12 protein-coding genes and 6 pseudogenes are annotated in these 20415 nt (G+C 56.3%); 10 read left to right on the forward strand and 8 right to left on the reverse strand.

Annotation, left to right across the window (positions count from 1 at the left end; genetic code table 11):
* Positions 1 to 394: 394 nt before the first annotated feature.
* Both SB753_RS28840 and SB753_RS28845 read right to left on the reverse strand, forming a co-directional pair.
* Entirely contained in the window at positions 395 to 1408 is a 1014-nt protein-coding gene (locus SB753_RS28840) for an IS110 family transposase (protein WP_410803107.1), read from the reverse strand.
* A gap of 269 nt (positions 1409 to 1677) precedes the next feature.
* A pseudogene (locus SB753_RS28845) lies at positions 1678 to 1974 on the reverse strand (transposase); the annotation flags it as partial.
* A gap of 128 nt (positions 1975 to 2102) precedes the next feature.
* Between SB753_RS28845 and SB753_RS28850 the strand changes: the two are divergent.
* Positions 2103 to 3677, forward strand: a complete 1575-nt coding sequence (locus SB753_RS28850) for an integrase catalytic domain-containing protein (protein ID WP_410803109.1) — start codon at positions 2103 to 2105, stop codon at positions 3675 to 3677.
* A 48-nt stretch (positions 3678 to 3725) separates the two neighbouring features.
* Here SB753_RS28850 and SB753_RS28855 read toward each other — a convergent pair.
* A pseudogene (locus SB753_RS28855) lies at positions 3726 to 4376 on the reverse strand (IS110 family transposase); the annotation flags it as partial.
* 422 nt (positions 4377 to 4798) lie between these two features.
* Here SB753_RS28855 and istA point away from each other — a divergent pair.
* Both istA and istB read left to right on the forward strand, forming a co-directional pair.
* A pseudogene (gene istA, locus SB753_RS28860) lies at positions 4799 to 6348 on the forward strand (IS21 family transposase).
* A gap of 16 nt (positions 6349 to 6364) precedes the next feature.
* The gene (istB, locus tag SB753_RS28865) at positions 6365 to 7114 is read left to right on the forward strand and encodes an IS21-like element helper ATPase IstB (RefSeq protein ID WP_410803110.1); all 750 of its coding nucleotides are present in this window, start codon (positions 6365 to 6367) and stop codon (positions 7112 to 7114) included.
* Between the two features lie 552 nt (positions 7115 to 7666).
* Here the strand turns inward: istB and SB753_RS28870 are convergent.
* The 4 genes and pseudogenes from SB753_RS28870 to SB753_RS28885 all read right to left on the reverse strand — a co-directional run.
* Positions 7667 to 7927, reverse strand: a pseudogene (locus SB753_RS28870) (transposase); the annotation flags it as partial.
* A 669-nt stretch (positions 7928 to 8596) separates the two neighbouring features.
* On the reverse strand, positions 8597 to 9730 hold the full coding sequence (locus tag SB753_RS28875; RefSeq protein ID WP_410803112.1) for a porin: 1134 nt from the start codon (positions 9728 to 9730) through the stop codon (positions 8597 to 8599).
* Positions 9731 to 10457: 727 nt separating this feature from the next.
* On the reverse strand, positions 10458 to 10790 hold the full coding sequence (locus tag SB753_RS28880; protein WP_410803113.1) for a LysR substrate-binding domain-containing protein: 333 nt from the start codon (positions 10788 to 10790) through the stop codon (positions 10458 to 10460).
* A gap of 8 nt (positions 10791 to 10798) precedes the next feature.
* Entirely contained in the window at positions 10799 to 11440 is a 642-nt protein-coding gene (locus SB753_RS28885) for a LysR family transcriptional regulator (RefSeq protein WP_410803115.1), read from the reverse strand.
* 329 nt (positions 11441 to 11769) lie between these two features.
* Between SB753_RS28885 and SB753_RS28890 the strand changes: the two genes are divergently transcribed.
* The gene (locus tag SB753_RS28890) at positions 11770 to 12711 is read left to right on the forward strand and encodes a LysR family transcriptional regulator (RefSeq protein WP_410803117.1); all 942 of its coding nucleotides are present in this window, start codon (positions 11770 to 11772) and stop codon (positions 12709 to 12711) included.
* Positions 12712 to 12994: 283 nt separating this feature from the next.
* Here the strand turns inward: SB753_RS28890 and SB753_RS28895 are convergent.
* Positions 12995 to 13242: pseudogene (locus tag SB753_RS28895) on the reverse strand (integrase core domain-containing protein); the annotation flags it as partial.
* Positions 13243 to 13652: 410 nt separating this feature from the next.
* On the opposite strand from SB753_RS28895, the gene SB753_RS28900 reads away from it, so the two are divergent.
* The 6 genes and pseudogenes from SB753_RS28900 (at position 13653) to SB753_RS28925 (ending at position 20286) form a co-directional block, all read left to right on the forward strand.
* A complete protein-coding gene (locus SB753_RS28900) occupies positions 13653 to 14807 on the forward strand; it encodes a porin (protein WP_410803118.1) in 1155 nt (384 codons plus the stop codon).
* A gap of 1221 nt (positions 14808 to 16028) precedes the next feature.
* Positions 16029 to 16706 carry a heavy metal response regulator transcription factor gene (locus tag SB753_RS28905; RefSeq protein WP_410803120.1) on the forward strand — a complete coding sequence of 226 codons (678 nt, stop codon included), beginning with the start codon at positions 16029 to 16031 and terminating at the stop codon, positions 16704 to 16706.
* Positions 16706 to 18127, forward strand: a complete 1422-nt coding sequence (locus SB753_RS28910) for a heavy metal sensor histidine kinase (RefSeq protein ID WP_410803122.1) — start codon at positions 16706 to 16708, stop codon at positions 18125 to 18127. The genes SB753_RS28905 and SB753_RS28910 overlap by 1 nt, the downstream gene beginning before the upstream one ends.
* A 383-nt stretch (positions 18128 to 18510) precedes the next feature.
* A pseudogene (locus SB753_RS28915) lies at positions 18511 to 18988 on the forward strand (IS110 family transposase); the annotation flags it as partial.
* 628 nt (positions 18989 to 19616) lie between these two features.
* Positions 19617 to 19898: a DUF4148 domain-containing protein gene (locus tag SB753_RS28920; RefSeq protein ID WP_410803124.1), complete on the forward strand. Its 282-nt coding sequence runs from the start codon at positions 19617 to 19619 to the stop codon at positions 19896 to 19898.
* A 109-nt stretch (positions 19899 to 20007) separates the two neighbouring features.
* Complete coding sequence (locus SB753_RS28925) at positions 20008 to 20286, forward strand: DUF4148 domain-containing protein (RefSeq protein ID WP_410803125.1); 279 nt, start codon at positions 20008 to 20010, stop codon at positions 20284 to 20286.
* Positions 20287 to 20415 lie beyond the last annotated feature (129 nt).

Below are 20415 nucleotides of genomic sequence, written 5' to 3' on the forward strand. Positions count from 1 at the left end.
CACGCGGGCTATGCTCGCCGGCTTTGGCCGGAGAGACGATGCCCGCGCACCGGATGAACATGCGCATGTATATGAACGCCTCCCATTTGCGAAGCAGAAGTGCACGCTGAAAGGTAGATGGACTGCTGCTGTATATCCGTACATGGACTCCCGCCTATGAGCAAGATCGGTGTGCATTTCGAAGGTCTCGACTGCGTCCGTACATTCGGCTTTTGATGTGCCTGCCTTCGGCACGAGCCATCATGGAAGTTTGCGCGCTTGCTCCTCATCGGCCTCTTGGCTTCGTAACGCAGCCGCCGGATATGCAAGCGCCGGTCCGACCGGTTCGCCATGCTTTGCCGCTTCTTGCGCAATCGTGGATGGAGTGAAGGTGTCTCGCTGCGTTACAGGGCGGTTATGCCAACTTGAAGCTGTCACTACTGGTCAATATTGCCCACGCTATCCGCGCCGTCTTGTTCGCGAGAGCGATTGCAGCGACGCTCACGTGGCGGCGTTGCATCACGGCCTTGATCCAGCAACTGTGCCGGTCATCATGACGCCCGACAAAGCGCATCACCGCCCGCGCTCCCTGGACCAGCAGAGTGCGGAGATAGGTGTCGCCGTGTTTGGTAATGCCACCCAGTTTTGACTTGCCGCCGCTTGATCGCTGCCTGGGTGTCAGACCCAACCACGCTGCGAACTGCCGCCCGTTCTTGAACTGAAGCGGATCTCCGACCCCGCTGAACAGTGCGGTGGCCACAAGCGGTCCGATCCCAGGTATCGTAGCGAGACGCTGGCAGCTTTCATTGCGTTTGAATATGTCGGCAATCTCAGAAGCAAGTTCGTCGATCCATCGCTGTAACGCTGCCAACTGTTCGAGGTACATCGAACCAAGCCGGCGAAGCAGAATGGTGACTTGAGCGTCGGCATCGTTAATTAGAGCCACGATACCCTGCCTTAACTGGACGATGCCTATCGGAAAGACGAACCCCTCTTCGGCAAACATGCTCCGTATCTGGTTTGACTTCGCTGTTCGCTCATGAACGAGCCGCTCACGCATCCGATGAACCGACTGCAATGATTGCTGTCCGGCGCTTTTGATCGGTACCGGATGAATACCCGGTCGTGACACCGCAGCGCAGATGGCTGAAGCATCGTTCGCATCGTTCTTGCCGCCGACCACAAATGGCTTCACATATTGCGTCGGCAGCGGGCGTACTGTGTGCCCCTGTGAGGTAAGTTCGCGAGCCCAGAAGTGTGAACCGTGGCACGCTTCGATGCCGATCAGGCTCGATTCCAGTTTCGAGAAGAACCTCAGCACATCTGCTCGGCGCAGCTTCCGCTGTATGACAGGTCTGCCGCCGCGATCGACGCCATAAACCTGGAACACGTTCTTCGCAATATCAAGACCAATGGTTAGCGTAGGCATCTCGAATCTCCCGAAAGTGGCTCCGGTAGTGTGCGCCCCGGAGGGGGCGAGAGTCCATACCATCAGCCTTGATGCAGTGCAAGATGCACACTGCGGGCCCCGATGAAATTCGCTTACTCGCGCCTCTTTGATCAAGCGAGCTTGAAGCTCGTATGCGCATTCAGGTTCGGCGAGTACCGGTCCGACCTATCTCGTCATCGCTTCGACTGCCGACGCAACCTTTGGACAAGCGGGCTTACACTAACGCCGTCTTCTCGACGAATTCTCGATTAGGCGGGTCTAGTACTGACGTGCCCCTGTTGGTAAGGGCAGCCATGGCTGAGAATCGCCCAAATTATTCGGGCAATCTTGTTTGCTATCGCGACAACCACTACATTTGCCGGCCCGCGCTGTTTGATCTGCTCAAGCCACGGATTAGGTTGCTTGTAGCGGTACAGGACACTTCGCGCGCCATGTATCAGCAACGTGCGCAAGTACGTGTCGCCACGTCTGCTGATTCGCCCAAGAACCACTTTTCCGCCGGAAGCAGTCTGCCGGGGCACCAAGCCAATCCAGGCGGCAAACTGGGCAGCGACAATTGTTTTGGCCGGCGCATTGACTCAGGTTTTTTGTTACCGAGCTAGGCTCGTTGCCTCAAGTATTTTGCTACCTGTCAGACGGCTGGCGGGGGCGACTTATGACGAGGCGGCTCAGCATGACAACAAGACGGGAATTGATCGAGGCAGTCGGCGAGCGGTACCGCCGTTCTGAACGGAACGGCAAGCGGCAGATCCTGGACGAATTCGTTGAATTGACGGGCTATCATCGTAAGCACGCAATTCGAGTGCTTTGCCGAGAGCAGCAGCCGCTGAAGGCGAAGCCGGGCCCACAGCGACGCTATGACGATGACGTTCATGCCGCGCTGATCCTGCTATGGGAGGCCGCCGACCGGATCTGCGGCAAGCGCCTGAAGGCGCTCATCCCAACGCTGATCGACTCGATGACACGACATGGTCATCTGTCGCTATCGAAGGACCTGCGCCAGCGGCTCAAGCAGATCAGCGCCGCTACCATTGATCGGCTTCTGCGGGATGTGCGCGAGCAAGCTTTCAGCGGCCAGCGCCGCCGAGCTGGTGGAATCGGCAATGCGATTCGCCGCGCAGTGCCCATTCGGACCTTCACCGATTGGAACAACCCGCTACCCGGTTATCTGGAGGTCGATTTCGTTGAGCATTGCGGGGGCACCAAGATTGACGGTGACTTTGTACATAGCTTCGTGATGACAGATATCGCCACGGGCTGGACCGAATGTCTCGCTATGCCGTTTCGCAGCGCGTCGTTCGTTCTTGAGCACGTCGAACAGGTTCGCGCTGCCTTGCCGTTTCCGCTACGCGGCCTGGATTGTGATAACGATAGCGCCTTCATGAACGCTTCTGTCTTTGATTTCTGCAAAGCAACGGGGATCGAGCTGACCCGTTCTCGTGCCTATAAGAAGAACGATCAGGCGTGGGTTGAGCAGAAGAATGGCTCCGTCGTACGTCGTCTCGTGGGCTACGGCAAGTTACGAGGTCTTGAAGCCACCGAAACGCTTGCCTCTCTTTATCAAGTGTCACGGCTGTACATCAACTTCTTTCAGCCGTCATTCAAATTGAAATCGAAGACTCGTCACGGCGCCAAGGTAACGAAGCGCTATGAAGCTCCGTTGACGCCGCTTGAACGCGTCCTGCGGTCCCCATCTATTCCCGAGACGACAAAACGTAGCCTTCGCGCGCGGTTTCGTAGGCTCGATCCGTTGGATTTGTTGCATCGAATTCGCGAAGCACAACAGCGGGTTGCGCAATGCAGCGCTTCCGGTGGTCTGCCCGCACCGGCGACGACAGCAACCGAGGTCCCGCTCTCGGATTTCCTGTCGAGTCTCGGGACAGCGTGGCAGGCCGGCGAGATACGACCGACGCATCACCGCAAAGCGCGCGTCCCACATGACTGGCGTACTCGGGAAGATCCGTTCGAAAATACCTGGCCCAAGATACTGGAATGGCTCGAAACCGAGCCCAACATTACAGTGAAGCAGCTATCTGAGCGCCTCACCGCGATGGCTCCCGTCCTGTATTCCGGCGCTCATCTGCGCACCCTGCAGCGCCGGGTAAAAGTGTGGCGCGCAGATCGAGCGAGGGAACTGGTGACCCGAATACTCAGCGGCTCCGACACCGATGTGGTGAAGGCTGACGCTGCTACGCAGCGCCAGCCTTCACCAACAAACGATTCGTCGGTGACAATTAGCCGGGAGTAACATCATCCCGTGAGGCAACACGACCGGCCGTGCCGCTTGACGCTATCTAGCAAACTCACGTCCGGATTTGAAGGCACGCACGTCACCCATCGAGGCGACGGCTGCAGTCGCGGTCAACGTGCCGACGCCGGGTATTGCAGTAATCGCTTTGACGCCGTTATCGTTATTAGCGGCTTGTTGAAGTCGCCGTTCAATCGTAGACACTTGATCGTCGATTTTCGATAACGCGGCCCACTGTTCCCGCAGCGTAACAATGAGCGCGAGTGGAAGCCGTTCAGAAACGCGCGCCAATATCACGGGCATTGCCTTATCGAGTGCAAGGCGGCCTCGTGCAGTGACCTCACCATACTCGGTCAAGAGTCCGCGCAGGCAGTTTATCTGCATAGTGCGGAACTTGATCAGCTGCTGGCGCAATCGGTGTAGCGCCAAGATTGCCTGCTGCGCCTCGGTTTTTACGGCTACCGGTTTGCTCGGCTGCTGCAACGCGAGCCATATCGCTTGAGCGTCTGCTGCGTCGTTCTTATTACGGATGTTAAAGGCCTTTACAAATTCCGCTGGCATCAGCTTGACCTCGTGCCCTAGCGCCACCAGTTGTCGCGCCCAATGCTGCGAACCGCCGCATGCCTTCATGCCGATAAGGCATGGGGCCCGATTCGCAAAGTGCTCGAGAAGCTTCGTACGCTTTATCGGCTTGTTGATGACCTCGCCCGTGGCAAACCGCCGTCAAATTTAAGTCGTAAAACGTCCTTGATCAATGAAATGAACGCCTCCCGCCATGGTCCCGTCAGGGAATTGGCCTAGCAACGGCGGATGCGATGCAAACGCACTAAGCTTGACGAGTCGTTACGACCTGTGCCATTTGACTCCAGGAGAGACCGAGATGAACCTTACGCGGGTCAATGTCGAACAGGATTTTCGCTGGAAGATGAACAGGCGTTTCGGTTGAAGCCGAACAAAGACGCTGGTGTTCCGAAACGGTTGTTCGATTTGCCGAAACACCTGTTCGGATTCCCGGAATGAGTGTTCGGCAAACCGAAACGGATCGTCGGTTTCATCATGGCGGTGCTGCGTATGGACCAATCTGTCGGCATTAAGGTAGCTCCCTTTGGGAGTTATCGACGATGCCGGCTCACCGGACGACCATGCGCAGAATCAAGGAAGTGCTCCGCCTGAAGTGGGCATGCAATCTCACGCACCGACAGGTACAGGCGCGCTCGGCGTCGGCCTCGGGACGATCACGCAATACCTTCAGCTCGCTACTGCCGCAGGGCTCGATTGGGCTGCGGCCGAGTCACTGAAAGAGGATGAGCTTGAGCGGCGCATCCTGTCGCCGGCTTCGTCGCCGGCGCCAGCGAAGCGGGTCGAGCCAGATTGCAACGTGATCCACCGGGAACTGCGCCGCAAGGGCGTGACGTTGCAACTGCTCTGGGAGGAATACGTTGGATCCCATCCCGGCGGGCGCACGTACCGCTACACGCAATTCTGTCAGCGCTACAAGGACTGGGGCGCAAACGCTCAAGCGTTCAATGCGTCAGCAGCACCGCGCCGGCGAGAAGGTGTTCGCCGACTTTGCCGGACAGACCATGCCAATCCTCGCTCGCGACGGCGGGGTTGCCTTCCAGGCCCATCTCTTTGTTGCTGTGCTTGGCGCATCGAATTACACGTATGCCTGTGCGACACGCTCGGAGACGACGCCGGACTGGATCGGCGGCCTGATCGACGCGATGGAATTCTGTGGCGGCGTTCCTGAACTGCTCGTCCCGGACAACCCCCGCGCGCTAATGCGAAGCCTGACCGGTACGAGCCTGGTCTCGGTCGAACTACGCAGGACTTCGTGAGCCACTATGCCACCGCGATGCTCCCGGCGCGGCCGCGCAAGCCACAGGACAGGGCCAAGGTCGATGTCGGCGTACAGATCGTCGAGCGCTGGATTCTCGCCCGGCTGCGCAATCACCGCTTCTTCAGTCTTGCCGAACTGAACAGAGCGATCGGCAAGCTCATCACCGACCTGAACCAGCGCCCGTTCAGGAAGCTCGAGGGCAATCGCCGGGAATGGTTCGAACGGCTCGACCAGCCGGCGCTGCGTGCACTGCCTGCGCGTCGGTACGAGATCGCCACGTTCCAGAAGTGCCGCGTGAACATCGATTACCACGTCGAGGTCGACCACCACTATTACAGCGTGCCGCACAGTCTGGTTCGTCAGGAAGTCTACGCTCGCGTCACCCGTCATGGCGTTGAGATCCTGCACGGCGGCAAGCGTGTCGCCGCACACGCACGCAGTCGGCTCAAAGGCAAGCACACAACTCAGCCCGAGCACATGCCAGCGGCCCATCGTGCCCACATGGAATGGACCGCGGGTAGCCTTCTGAACTGGGGCGCCTCGATCGGCCCCGGCGCTCAAGCCATCGTCAACCACCTGCTGACCAACCGCCCGCATCCCGAAATGGGCTACCGGGCCTGCCTTGGCCTGCTGGGGCTCGCTCGCAAGTACGGCAAGGAGCGTCTCGAAATCGCCTGCCAGCGCGCGCTCGTCATTGGCTCGCCAACGCGCCGCTCGGTGCTCTCGATTCTCAAGTCCGGTCTGGATCGGCAACCTGCACTCCCGTTACAGCTCACCGAATGGCATTCACCCGAGCACGAGAACGTGCGAGGCCCCGACTATTACCACTGACCCAAGGAGGTCACGTATGTTGATGCAGCAAACCCTCTCCCAGCTCAAAGCCCTCAAGCTCGACGGCATGGCGCGCGCCTTCAAGGAGCAGGTCTCGCTCACCGCCAGTTCGAGCCTGTCATTCGAAGAGCGCTTTGGCATTGTCGTCGATCGTGAACTGGCATGGCGCGACACGCGACGACTCGAACGCCTGATGAAGGCTTCAAAGTTGAAGAACCCGCAGGCATGCATCGAAGATATCGAATACCGGCAGAGCCGCGGACTTGATCAGCGCGTCGTCGCTAGGCTCGCCGGCTGTGACTGGATTCGCAACGCCCAGAACATCATCCTCAGCGGGCCGACCGGCGCGGGCAAGACATGGATCGCCTGCGCGTTCGCGCAGCAAGCCTGCCGGCAAGGCTTCTCGGTACTGTATGTGCGTGTTGCCCGCCTGTTCGAGGAACTGAAGATCGCACATGGTGACGGCAGCTTCACCCGACGCCTCGCGCAACTCGCAAATATGGACGTTTTATTACTTGATGGCGGGGGCCTGCAGGATCTCGATTCTGGCGCGCGCAACGATCTGGTCGAGGTGCTCGACGATCGCGTCGGCACACGCTCGACGATCATCACCAGCCAGTTGCCGCTCGAACACTGGCATGCATGGCTACAGGATCCGACGCTCGTTGACGCCATTCTCGATCGCCTCGTGCATCAGGCCCACAAGCATCCGCTGAAGGGCGACTCGATGCGCCGAAAGAATAAACCCGATGATGGCGTAGCCTGATCCCGAACACTCACGCTACAATCCATGCACCTCGCAGCACCGCCCTCCAGCTTGTTCGACTTCACCGAAACGAGCGTTCGCCTTCCCCGAAATCCGCAGCTCTGCCACAGATTTCGTCGGCTTCGCGCACGAGGTCTCCACCAGAACAAGACGTGTGCGGCAATCGCGGGTGAACTATGCGGATTCATCTGGGACATCGGAACGCGACTTCAGACAGTCTGAACATCTCCATAGATCCTCATCGATTTATTCAATACGAAACTGCTATCGCGAAACCTTTATATTCCACCTGATCGGTAACGCGGCACTGGGCGCGAAGTGGGGAGCCCTCGAGGCTTTTTTTGAGCACGCGACTGCGTGATCTCCGTGGTTAAGAGCGAGGCCGCCCCGTGACGGAAAGGAGAAATGCGGTAATCAGCCCGCGGATATGAGCTTGATCCATCGTCGATAAAAAGCTATGTGTCGCGTTACCAATCAGGTCGGATACGTTGTCGTTCGAAATCGCGGTAGCGACAGGTACGCTCGTCCTCCTTGCAAAAACAGGCCATATGAAAAATCGTTCTCCAGCGTGAGCTGGCCGATCTTCGCATGTAGCTCCTTCAAGTCGACTTGCGGCTCGCTCGACACCGTGCCGCCTGCACCAAACACGTCGGCGGCAAGTTCCTGCAACTGCCGCTTCCATTCGGTGATCTGGTTTGGGTCCACGTCGAACTGTTGCGCTAATTCGGCTAGCGTCCGCTCACCCTTGACCGCCGCCATGGCCACTTTCGCTTTGCACGCGGCTGAGTGCGTTCGTCGGGTTCTCTTCGTCATCTTTCTGGTTCCTTTGTCGGCATTATCGCCGGCTCAGGCCCCGAGCGTTCCACTTATCCGACCGTCCGAATTTGCGCGGCCACCTCTCCGAGGTAACGTCGCAATCGTCTGCAGATCGGCATGGTCTGTTTCTGGATGACGTGACCTTTCACGCCAAGACCTCGTCGGCGCCGACGCCGACCGTGGTCTCCGGCAGCGTTGCCGTCGGTCTGGCTATCATCCTAGCTATGAAGGCAAGGAGCGGAGACACAACGAGCTTGGTGCCAGTGAACGCCATTGCATTCATCAACCACGCAGGCAGTGATGTCGGCGTTCAGTCAGACCGCACGCGTTTGTGCATTGATCTTGAGCGTTGTATCTGCGCCGAACCATCAGGGCTGGACATTAACCGGCCACCGCAGCAAAATGGATGAGCCTGAGCGCATCCACGCGCGAGAAATTACTGCCGCCAACGCAAAGGGAGCGGAGCTTTTTGTGTAATCGCCCCGCAATTCGCTCGGTGCTGCCGGAGCGTCCCACCATCGCGGTCCGCAGCTCTAAGCGAGCCGACCCGCGAGACCGCTCAGGCGGGAGGCCTTAGCTGGTGCAGCCGTTGGCACTCGCACGGCGGAGCCGCATAAGCAAGCATGCCAACTTCAAACTGATGGCAAGCTTTGCTAAGATTCCAAATTAAAAGCGAGTTCTCAGGCCAATGGTTGCGGCTACTTGGCTGTTCGTCGAAGACGCAGAAAGGCCCGTAATGTCAGCAGTGATGCCGGAATTGCCGGTTCCACCGACATGTTGATATACCCCCTCAATGTAAACGTCTGTTCGCTTGGATAACGAATAATCAGTACGCAAGCTAACCTGATTGTATTTCGGGCTGACACCCGTGAGGCGAGCATCTGTGAATGTATAGGCACCTATGAGCGCCAATGCCGGGGTCAGATTGTAACGACCATTCACCTCAAAGTTGGTGAATCGCGCAGTGTCACCGCCAAGTGCAACACCTTTACTCGTGCCGGAAGCATATGCCCCAATGCCTGTGAGAGATGTCAGGCTTGTCTGCGTAATAACAAGACCTGCAACAGAAGGCCCAAACGCGTAGTTGAGCCCAGCGCCGAACGTCCGTTGTACGCTAGCGGAGAACGTTGCGTCATCGCTAACGGCGCCGCCGGAGAATGTCGAACCTGCGTTGTTAAGCTGCAAATAGCCAGCTGCGGCCTTCAGCGGACCATAGGTGTACGACAGACCGACGCTGTATGCACGGTTGGACGAAAAGCCACCCGCCTGATTGGAGAATCCGTAGAGCCCCCCGAACTTCAGACCGGCGTAATCCAGACTCTGGTACTTGACCGAGTTGCTCACCCGGAACGAGTTATCAAGGTTATCGTTGTCGTAAGGATGCGCAAAATGAGTACCGCCGTACTGCGTGCCCGTCAGCGCCAACGGCGCAAGATAGTCAACGACAGAGTCATATTGGCGACCGAGGGTAACCGTACCATACTTGTCATCGGACAGCCCGACGAAGGCTTGTCGACCGAACATCCGGCCGCCCTGCCCCAGTTGGCCGTTCTGGATATTGAAACCATTTTCCAGAGTGAAAATAGCTTTCAATCCATCGCCCAGATCCTCGCCGCCCTTTACGCCCCAACGCGAGCCGTTCACGTCGCCGCTAGTCGCTTGAACGTTTTTATGGCCGTGCTGGTTGTTGGTATACGTGATCCCAGCATCGATCAATCCATATAAGGTGACGCTACTTTGCGCGTGCGCTGTCCCTGTAAGTGCGCAAACAGCGGAAAAGGCAAACAGTGTCTTTTTCATCAATTCATTCTCCGAAAGTTATTGGGTGTCGTGTGATCGCGACTCGGTCTAAGAGGAAGTGTCGATGACCGGAGAAACGATGTGCTTTACTTCGACTTCGTGTGTGCGGTCCTCCTCCGACTAAACTGCGACGTGACATGCCCCTGCGAAGCATCATCCCGTGCGAAATGAGGCGACGTGAATGCTAGTCTTGTTTTAGTCGCCTATCACCCGATTCGCAAAAATTCAGTTTTTCTGAACAGATCCGAAAACTGAAGCGGCCACGGGGCAATATCCGAGCGCTGCTTCGATCAATTCTTCAATGATTTTCTGGTGCCGACACTCTATTGCGTCGCACATTCGGTTTGCGTCGGGTAGGGTAACGAGAATTTTCTAGGCTGTTGCCAAGGGCGTTCTCGCTATAGAGGAGACGAAGATGCCAAGTCACGGTCAAGACGCGTCACGTCCCTACCGCCTTCCCACACGGTAGGATGACTTGCCTTTTCCGTGAGCAACGTTCGTCAACTGCGGCGCAAGACTGCGCAGTTAGACAGCGCAAGGCGATATTTACTTTACGTGATGAAAGTTCTGCTGCTGTTAAGCGCAATGCGGATCTGGAACGTCGTATCGACTTACTAACGTCATCAAACGTTTTGACCGCTGGGAGGCTCAATTCCTTAAGCAAGCTACGTATCTTGCGTCCGTCAGCTTAACTTTTAACCTCCGGAGACTATGTCATGGCGGGACATCACAATGCACTCCACAGCAGTTCCCGCTGTCCAGCGTCCCGGGGTACCGAATACGAATACACGCCCTCTGCGACCTTCTCTCTCGTCACTTGCGTGTTCCGATAGTGGTCCGCTGTAAAGTCAATGAATGTTCGGAGAGCGAGAGACATATGTGGCTGACCGGGATACAAGAGCCAGACCGTCCACTGATTCTCCAGGAGCTCGACCTCGGTCATAAGAGGACGTAGGGTCCCGCTAGATAGCTCCTCGGCAATGACCGACTTCGGAAGCCTCGCGACGCCGAGATCGGTACATGCGGCTCTTTTCAAAACCATCGTGCTCTGGAGATTCATAACCGGCTTTACGGGAACACGCTGAGTTCCGTTCGAGTCCCGAAATTTCCAGTAGGGACTTGGGTATCAGAAGCCAGAAGTACGTCATGAAACTGCAGATCCTCGAGCGTTCGAGGTGCCGGGTGACGTTCCAGATACCCAGGACTCGCAACAATCACGTCACAAGTTCGGGCAATCGGCTTGCATACTAATGATGAATCGTCGAGCCGTCTCGATGCATTGAAGCAGACGTCGAACCCCGTAGGGTCAACTTCGGACAGATTCTCGAAGACGGACAGCTCGAAGTCTATACGCGGCTGGATGCTTCTATATTCGGCGAGTAGCTGAGGGAGGTCGGTCGATGCAAATGGCGCCGATGCCGATATCCGGAGCGTGCCCGCTGGTAGTCGAGAAACATCGGCAACACACTCGTCCATCGAATCCAGAAGCTTTATCAAATCAAGAGCGCATGAGAGATACTGCTTACCCGCCGGTGTCATCGAAACGTGTCTGGTCGTGCGGTTGACAAGACGAACACCGAGATGAGTCTCGAGCAGCGCGACTCCTCGAGTGACAACCGAATTGGACACTCCAAGCTGTCTTGCTGCCTCTGCAAAGCTCAGACATTGAGCAACCGCAGCAAACATTCGAATCGAGGCAAGCTGGTTCATGGGTTTGTGATATCGGTATCGGAAGCAAATGCGTCTTTTTCAGCGACACAACATGTACATTGCGGCCGAGAACTCGAAAGCGTACAGATAAGCGTTTTCACAACACAGTCGATTCGATTACAAAATCGTTATCTTTACCGATCGCCTTGCTCTACAAAGATCTCTCCTCGGGTGCCGCTGCATCTGCATGACCGACAGGTCTGATCCCAATGCGGCTACCTTCGTAGCACTGGTACATTGTCAACAGATAACGATTTTGTAATGCAATCGTTCGTATGCCGTCACGTGCTTACTCTCATGCTCACGGGACCCGAGAATCTCTGGCCGACATGAATCAGTTCGAATCCATGCGCATTTTTTCCAAGGTTGCACAGTGTCTGAATTTTAGCGACGCTGCGCGGCAGCTTGGTATCTCAAATTCCGCCGTCACCCGCGGTCTCACCAACCTTGAGAGGCATCTCAACCTTCGGCTCATAAATAGAACCACACGGCACGTTTCGCTGACGCCCGCTGGCCAGACCTATCTCGAAGGCTGCTCCGATCTCCTTCTACAGCTCGAGCAGATGGAGGATAGAGTGCGCGCAGAGTCGCGTTCAGCGGCGGGGCGATTGAAGCTGGCTGTCCCGGCGTTCTTCGCGTCAACCGGCCTGCCGTCGCTAATAGCAGAGTTCCGGCTTTCAAACCCTTTGGTGGGATTTGATATGACTGTTTATGAGACGGCTTCTCAAATTGTGCCCGAGGACTTCGAGGTTTGCATCATGATCGAACGCAAGCTACGAGACTCATCGTTGATTTGTCGGGCGATCGGGCGCACAACGGATGTAATCGTTGCTTCGCCTTCGTATCTGGCACGTAGAGGAGTCCCAGAATCTCCTAGGCAGCTTTCCGACCACGACATTCTTCTAGATGGTGAATCGCTTATGCGCTACTGGACCTTCACGGATTCTTCTGGCGACACCAGAGTCACGCTGGCCCCTTTCCTTGCCGCTCAAAACGCAAGTGCAATCCTTCGCGCCTCATTGGACGGCCTGGGCATCGCAAGGCTTCCGTTCATGTTTGTCCAGGATCATCTAAGGACTGGGAAGCTAACAACCGTGCTGAACGGATTCGATCTGGAGGGTAGCGAGCGAACCGTTTGGATGTTGTACGCCGGTCAACGCTATGCGACCCACATGGTACGCACGTTCATCGACTTTGCCGTCCGTAAGGAATTCGGCGATGCACCGTCGCAACGACAAGGATCGCTGTCTACTCAGACGCTTTGCCCATAAGGTCTTTCGCGTCCGACATCTGCTTTGGTACGACGCGCGAGCGTTGCCTCGCCATCCGGCGTGGCTTGCCAATCCGGAGTGTCGGCGCACCACTGACAACGGCAGCAACGCCGTGTCCTCCAGCAGGGCCGCCGTTACTCCCGCGCACGAAGTCTGGGTGTACGGATATGAGCACCATTAAGCGAGCGGTTGTGACCTGACCCCGCCGAGCGCACCATTCGTAAGTTAGTGGGCTCGCCGGTAGTCGGTTGATCGAGTTGCCCGAATTGATCCGGCGCCAGTTCCCCAAGGCACTGTGCGGGCGCACCGAGTCGTAGTCCGTGCGCAATGCTTCGATTCGCTTGCGTGCATCGTCGAGACTCACGAACGCGTGCTGGTTTAGACATTCTTCGCGCGGTCGTCCGTTGAAGCTCCCGATGTGCACGTTTCCAACTGGCTTGCCTGGACGGATGAACTGCAGCTTGACGCCATGTGCTTGTGCGCGCATCACGCCTTGCTGAGAAACTCCGGCCCGTTGTCCATCTGAATCAAAATGGAAGCTGCTGATCGAGAGCCAAACACCGGCCAATCAGCGATCAGCTTGCTCAACTTTGTCTCGATACCATACGCCTGGTTCAGAGCGGCGAATGTTCGTTTGGTATCAAGGTGCGTACGTTCGGGTCTTATATATATACCGTAATCTCGCGGCTAACGCTTGCACGTGTTTTCAGCTCGGCCTGAAGGCCCAAGTCTTTAGGTCGCGCCGCGATCAGGTATTAGCAAGCGAGGCTGCCAGTCTCTCCGGCGCGAGTATGTCACGCAGACGCAACGAGATACCTGAAAAACAGTTTTTCATGCCTGCAACAATTTTTTGTCCCTTACAGTCCGTCGCCATGCACACCGTCGTCTGGAACGGATTGGTGAAAGTGCATGTTTATCAAGACCACTCAACGGACCCGTAAATGAAAAAGAAGCTTCTTCCCGCCGTAATTTTTAGCGCCCTTGGACTCGCCTTTCCGCTGTCCTCTTTTGCGCAGTCGACCGTAACGCTGTATGGATTGATCGACGAAGGTTTCGACTACACAAATAACGTAGGCGGCCATTCGAATCAGGAGTTGGCAAGCGGGTATGCACAAGGCAGCCGGTGGGGCGTTAAAGGAAACGAGGACCTCGGCGGTGGCCTGAAGGCATTGTTCCAGCTCGAGAACGGCTTCGACGTGAACAGCGGCAAACTTGGAGAGGGCGGTCGGATGTTCGGCCGTCAGGCTTATGTCGGCTTGAGTTCGAACACATACGGTACGCTCACGGTGGGGCGACAGTACGATTCCGTTGTCGACTTTCTCGCGCCGCTTACCGCCAACGGGAACTGGGCAGGCTATCTCCTTTCTCACCCTTATGACAATGACAACACTGATAACTCGTTCCGCCTGAACAATTCAGTGAAGTACACAAGCAACAACTATGGTGGCTTCACTTTCGGCGGACTGTACGGCTTTAGCAATCAGGCCGGCGGATTCTCGAATAACCGGTCTTACAGCTTGGGCGCTCAGTACGTCACGGGGCCGTTCTCGGCGGCTGCGGCCTACATGCAGATTAATAACCCCGGCGCGACGCAGACTGGCTCTCTCGCGACTGACGACACCAACTTCTTTGCTGGCCGCCAACGGGTCTGGGGTGCAGGGATTAACTACACCCTTTTCGAAGCAGCAACCGTTGGCTTCGTTTACTCCCATACCGATCTAAACAACGCGACTGGCTCGGTATACGTCGGCAACTTCGCGAACACGGCAAATTCGCTCAAGTTCGACAACTTCGAGTTGAACTTCAAGTACCAGTTCACGAAGAACGTGTTTGCGGGTGCTATGTATAACTACACCGTCGCTCACTTCGACAGCGACGCAGGTAATTCGACGCCGAAATGGCACCAGTTCGGCGTCATGGCAGATTATGCTCTATCGCCGCGCACCGACGTCTACGTCCAAGGGATGTACCAACACGCGTTTGGCGGTGGTGCGGTTGCGGCTCCCCTCGACCAAGGGTACGTTACCGGTGCCGCTGCCCCGTCCTCAAACGGCAATCAATTCGTCAGCCGCGTCGCGATGCGGCATCTTTTTTAACATCTAGTCGACCGGTGGCACGCTTCGCACCTAGCGCAGTGCCTGGTGCGAAGCATTCTGCGGTAACCTCGAGCAGGAATTCACCGCAGGATCGTTAATCCTTTCCTTCCGACCTTCCCGCGCCGAATGCCCCGTGTGGACTGACATTCGGCTGCCTATACAGATTCGTGCAATGCCCCCGTACGGCTCGCGTTTCGATACCCGCCTCACCCGCTACGGAAACGATAAGCTTTCTCCCATACGCTAGAGACTTCTGATGGATCTGCATCCGGGCGCACAGTTGTGAGCCGACCGGTAGCACGGGGCAATTAACGGACTAGTATCGATGCCTCAGCTCCATTGAAGCTCTGAAGGGATGATTCATCTATCCCCGCTCGGCAGAGAAATACAGCATTCCTGGACGAACCCTTGCCGCGAGCCGTCCCTTCGGCGAACATTGTTTATGTCTCAATACGCGCAAATGGAATTTCGATGAGTAACGGGGTCGTCGTAACGATCGCAATGGTCCGAGCAAACCTCGTCTTGTATGGCATGATTGTCGCGGTCTCGGAACTACTCGTTTTTATTGTGATCGTTGCCATTGGTAAGCCCGATCTGTTAAACACCGGGATTTTCAGAGCAGTCATTGTTGGCATATCCACTCTTCTTTGGCTTGCGGTCAGAAACGGTGCGAAGCGAGCGTTTTCCCGAGCGGAAAGAGGAACCTATATTGCATGGCCATCGAATGACAAACCGGCGGACCATCTAGTCATCGCGGAAGATTGCCCTTGGGGGTGGCTCGTTCAGTTCCATGCTGAGAATAATCGACTCCGTCAGCCATCTCGTGCGGCTATACATGCGCAAAATTCAAGCATTGATAGATCAGTTTCATAAATCATCAACATTTTCCGTCCACGCAGACAGTTGGTGGTAGCGACTGTCCTTAAGCCCGGCAGTAGCCGGGCTTTTTTTGTCTGTGCACTTCACGGTCATAAAATTCGATGCGCAAGAGTTCAGACGGACACGCGCCTGCCGCGCAGCTATGGTTGCTGCAGGCTAGGATGGAACATAAGTGCGCGGTTTCACCAATAAACAGTTTTTGCGGAGCCTGTCAGAAGCCCGCTCTGAGGGAACTGCATGATTTGCCGAGGGGCGGCACAAAATGACAGAATTGTAATTCAGCAGAGGCTCGATATGCGTAGAATTCGACGCATGGATACTTGTTATCGCAGAGAATTCTAGATGCGTATATTGGTTGTCGAAGACGAGCTAAAGGCCGCCGCGTACATTAAGAAAGGGCTCGAAGAGGCAGGCTATCTCGTCGACGTGGTGGGCGACGGTGCGGAAGGCCTTATTTTGGCAAAGGAAGATGACTACGATGTCATCGTGCTGGACGTAATGCTTCCGTCAATGGATGGCTGGACCGTCATCCGCAGCCTGCGAGAGGCTAAGTCGACGCCCGTCCTATTTCTGACCGCGCGCGACGACGTCGCGGATCGAGTCCGAGGCCTCGAATTGGGGGCCGACGATTACCTCGTCAAACCCTTCGCGTTCGTCGAACTTCTAGCCCGAGTCAGATCGCTCGCTAGGCGCGGCCCCCCGCGGGAGACCGATCTGATTTCCCTTGGTGACTTGGAAGTAGATGTCACGCGGCGCCGGGTACGACGAGGCGGGCGCCGCATCGACCTTACTCCACGAGAATTCGCACTTCTGCAATTGCTCGCTCGCAGACGAGGCGAGGTTCTCAGTCGTACGCAAATCGCATCCTATGTCTGGGACATGAATTTTGACAGCGATACTAATGTGGTCGAAGTCGCTATTCGGCGGCTACGCGCGAAGATAGACGACGGTTTTGAAGTGAAGCTCGTCCACACCGTGCGCGGTGTTGGATATATGATCGATTCCATCGAGCGAAACTAATGCGCCCGCGTTCGCTAACGACCACCCTCGCGCTAGCTTTTGCGACCACTACGTTTGCCGTGTTCGGTTTAGTCGGAAGTTTCGTTTACTACGCATTGGAACGACAAGTCCGCGTGCAGGACGACATGGATATCGTCCTTTCAGCACGCCACACTCGGCGGCTAGCCAATGAACTGCTAGATATCTCCGAAATCCAACAATATCGCGAGCGTCTTGAGAGCCAGGTCCTTGGCAATGCCGCGCTTTCGTTGAGGGTGCTTGATTCGGCCGGAAAGGTTCTCGTGCAGCACAACGTCGACAATACAGTTGCCAACCTATCCCTTCCAGACGATACCGTACCTGCTGATGCTCAGATCACTGAAAACGCCATAGTTTCGCTAAAAGAGCAGAAGGACCAGCCGTATCGAATGCTCGGAGCCGACGCACGACTGAAAGACGGTAGTATTGCAAAAATCGAAATTGTGCGAAATATGAGGGACCGCTGGCTGCTGCTTGATCACTATCGGGATAGGCTCCAGGCGGCTGGTGCCATAGGCGTCTTTGTGGCCTTTTTGATGGCATTTTACTTGGTTCGGAGAGCACTTACGCCGGTGCGCGAAATGACAAGGAGCGCGTCCACAGTTACGTCCGACAAGCTCCATACGCGCATTGCGATTGATCGTTTGCCTCGCGAACTCGACCCGCTTGTCGCTTCAATTAACGGTATGTTAGCCGGACTAGAAAGGAGCTTCCAGCATCTTTCGCAGTTGACCGCAGACCTTGCACACGACATGCGCACACCTTTGGCCAACCTGCGGGGGGCGACAGAAGTCGCTCTGGCGCGCACTCGCTCGGCCGAGGAATATCAAACTCTGCTTGGTTCGAATCTTGAAGAATGTGACCGCCTGTCCCGTATGATCGAGAACGTGTTGTTTCTCGCCCGCGCTGAACACCCTCAATTTGCGCGCCACATGCGGGATTTCGATACGATCGCGGAACTGCGGCGAATCGCGGAATATTTTGAGGGACTTGCGGATGACGCTGGCGTAACCATCGTTGTTAGTGGCACTGGGTTCGTGACAGCAGATGTAGAGTTGTTTCGACGTGCGGTAAGCAATTTGCTCGCGAACGCCGTGAGGTATACGCCCCGACAAGGAACCATTGTGCTATCGGCGAACCGGGATGCCGACTGGATGCGCCTTTGCGTCGAAAACGATGGACAGCCCATCGCGCCACAGTTGCTTGAACGTGTTTTTGACCGGTTCTATCGCGGAGACCCGTCTCGCGGCGGACCCGCTAGCGCCAGCGGCTCTTCCGGTCTCGGACTTGCCATTGTCCGAACCATCATGGAACTTCATCACGGTCGTGTCTACGCGGAAAGCGACGCGCATGGCACGCGCTTCGTGCTGCTATTCCCGGTTACCATGGCTGCGCACAACTAAGACCAGAGACGAAGACCCGCGGCGCGCTCGCTTCTAAGTAAGGGAAGGCGCGCGCAATCTGGACTGTGACCAACCGCTCGCCGGATCGCTGCGTTCCAGTTTTTATATGAACGGCCAGTCGATGAGACAACCGCACTCCAACCTCCGGCCTAATACAATCGTTGCTTAGTCCGCCAAGACCACTCTCCTCCGTGACGAGACAAAAGGTCGCAGTGCATTGTGACCATCGACCAATCAGCACGATCTCGGCAGTAACTTAAGAATGAGATGAACGCGTCCCACCCGTGAATGTGTGAGCTGAGGACGGAGATTCTCACAGGCTAACGGCATCGATGTGCCCAGGTGGAAAATGCAAGCATTTCCCGGCGACTGGAGGATCCACGATGAATAGTATGGCCGTAGGCGTTGACATCGCCAAGCAGGTTACCCGGTGCACTACGTTGATCCGGAAACCGGAGAGATCGTGAACAAGCCGATCAAGCGGGCGATGTTTCTTGAGCACTTTGCGAACCGTGCGCCGTGCCTCATCGGGACTACTTAAGATGGGGCATGAAGTGAAATTGACATCGGCTGAATTTGCCAAGGCTTTCAACATTCGAAACAAGAACGATGCTGCTGATGCACGCGCGATTTGGCTGGCCGTTCAGCAACCTAGCAAGCCGGTAGCGGTGAAGACCGAGACACAGCAGGCGATGTTGGCGCTGCATCGGATGCGCCAGCAACTCATCAAATTTCGCACGATGCAGGTCAACAACCTGCGTGGATTGTTGACGGAGTACGGTGAGGTGATGGGCAGGAGCCGTGCTGCTCTTGACAAGGCGATTCCTGCGGTACTGGAACGGGGTTGCCGAGCGACTGCCCGTGTGATCCTAGACAGTCGCTGCTTGTAACTAATCAGGAACGATGCGGGCAGGCCGGCTTTCCCACATACCCAGGTTTTCCGCCGAAGAAACCAGGGGAAAGTGCCGGCGAGCGTCCATCTTCGCAAGGTCAGAAAGACTGAACGCACAGGTGGATGAATCGATGCATGCGATAGCACGTTCCGCCACTATGGAATGGTCCGAGTCAACACAAGGAGGTAGAAACAAGATGCCGGTTGGTTCATGTTGGTTTCTTGCTGTTCCCAGTAAGCGCGGCAGCTGTCCGCTGGGCGATTCATACCTGCTGCGCAACGATTTGTGCCGCTCGGTCTTTTCAGCTTGACCTTGGAACTCTATACCGGGCTGTTGCGCATACCGCTTGACGCTCCCTCATCCGTCGGTGCGTCCCGTGATACATCTATATAGTCCGTTTCCGGGCAGACCACCCTGTCACTTTTGTGCATCGCGCCCGCCCTGCGCGTAGTTATCAAAAATGTAATCAAGACGACGGAATCTCGACAGTCTGCGGCACACACAATACACGTCAACACCAGAGTAAATCGGTGCATCCAAGGCGATTCAATTGTGACCTCCATCACATGTTCGCCGCAACTGTGAGGATATCAGCCATGAAAAAGCAAATCTCCGCCGTTTTGATCGCGGCATCGTTGTCACCGCTCGCTTGCTTCGCGCAGACTCAAGGAGTGGGGCCGACTCGAGCGCAAGTGCAATCCGAGCTTGCGAGGCTCGAGTCTGTCGGGTACCGACCGGTCTCCGAAGAGTTTAATTATCCGCAGCCGATTCAGGACGCAGAAGCGAACGTTGCAGCGCTGGACCAACACAAAGCGTCCTATTCCTCCGTCCCCTCCGCTACCCAGAATCCCGGACAGAGCGCGTCCAGTGCCCGGTAACATCAACTTGGCTCGACTCCGGCTGACGCGCCAAGGAGACGCTGCGCGTATCGTTCAAATCCGAAATTTCGTCGCTACAGTGCGCGAAAGTTAATACGAGGAAGCAACCATGAAGAAGTCCGCGAAATTTATTCTCGCCGCGTTTGCTGTCACCTTCGCAGGTCATGCCTTTGCTCAAACAAGTGGTTTCACGCGGGAACAAGTAAATCAGGAACTGATTCAGGCCCAAGCTCAAGGATTGCTGCCAACTCATAACGACTACCCGCCGAGCGCAAGAACTATTGCGCGAAACAAGGCCATCTACGCCATCCGTCATGGCTCCGAGCAGGCGGGTAGCTCCAATGGAATGGGCCCCGCTATGCCCGCAAACGGCACATTCGCCGAATGAGGCCACGGTTCGGACACATGCGGCGGATGCCAAACCGAACCGGTTGAGAGAAGTATCTGACCAGTCCCACCTGATCGCACGTCTCGTGCGGGCCCGGAATTTTCGAGGCGCGCCGAGGACTGATCGCAT

Origin of the sequence: Paraburkholderia sp. SIMBA_053, assembly GCF_046534895.1 — a bacterium.
GTDB classification, from domain to species: domain Bacteria; phylum Pseudomonadota; class Gammaproteobacteria; order Burkholderiales; family Burkholderiaceae; genus Paraburkholderia; species Paraburkholderia caledonica.

Coding starts and splice junctions, on each gene's coding strand:
- SB753_RS28910 (WP_410803122.1), top strand. CDS start 16,706: ATGCGCCCGCGTTCGCTAACGACCACCCTCGCGCTAGCTTTTGCGACC.
- SB753_RS28890 (WP_410803117.1), top strand. CDS start 11,770: ATGAATCAGTTCGAATCCATGCGCATTTTTTCCAAGGTTGCACAGTGT.
- SB753_RS28875 (WP_410803112.1), bottom strand. CDS start 9,730: ATGAAAAAGACACTGTTTGCCTTTTCCGCTGTTTGCGCACTTACAGGG.
- SB753_RS28885 (WP_410803115.1), bottom strand. CDS start 11,440: ATGAACCAGCTTGCCTCGATTCGAATGTTTGCTGCGGTTGCTCAATGT.
- SB753_RS28880 (WP_410803113.1), bottom strand. CDS start 10,790: ATGAATCTCCAGAGCACGATGGTTTTGAAAAGAGCCGCATGTACCGAT.
- SB753_RS28920 (WP_410803124.1), top strand. CDS start 19,617: ATGAAAAAGCAAATCTCCGCCGTTTTGATCGCGGCATCGTTGTCACCG.
- SB753_RS28840 (WP_410803107.1), bottom strand. CDS start 1,408: ATGCCTACGCTAACCATTGGTCTTGATATTGCGAAGAACGTGTTCCAG.
- istB (WP_410803110.1), top strand. CDS start 6,365: ATGTTGATGCAGCAAACCCTCTCCCAGCTCAAAGCCCTCAAGCTCGAC.
- SB753_RS28850 (WP_410803109.1), top strand. CDS start 2,103: ATGACAACAAGACGGGAATTGATCGAGGCAGTCGGCGAGCGGTACCGC.
- SB753_RS28900 (WP_410803118.1), top strand. CDS start 13,653: ATGAAAAAGAAGCTTCTTCCCGCCGTAATTTTTAGCGCCCTTGGACTC.
- SB753_RS28925 (WP_410803125.1), top strand. CDS start 20,008: ATGAAGAAGTCCGCGAAATTTATTCTCGCCGCGTTTGCTGTCACCTTC.
- SB753_RS28905 (WP_410803120.1), top strand. CDS start 16,029: ATGCGTATATTGGTTGTCGAAGACGAGCTAAAGGCCGCCGCGTACATT.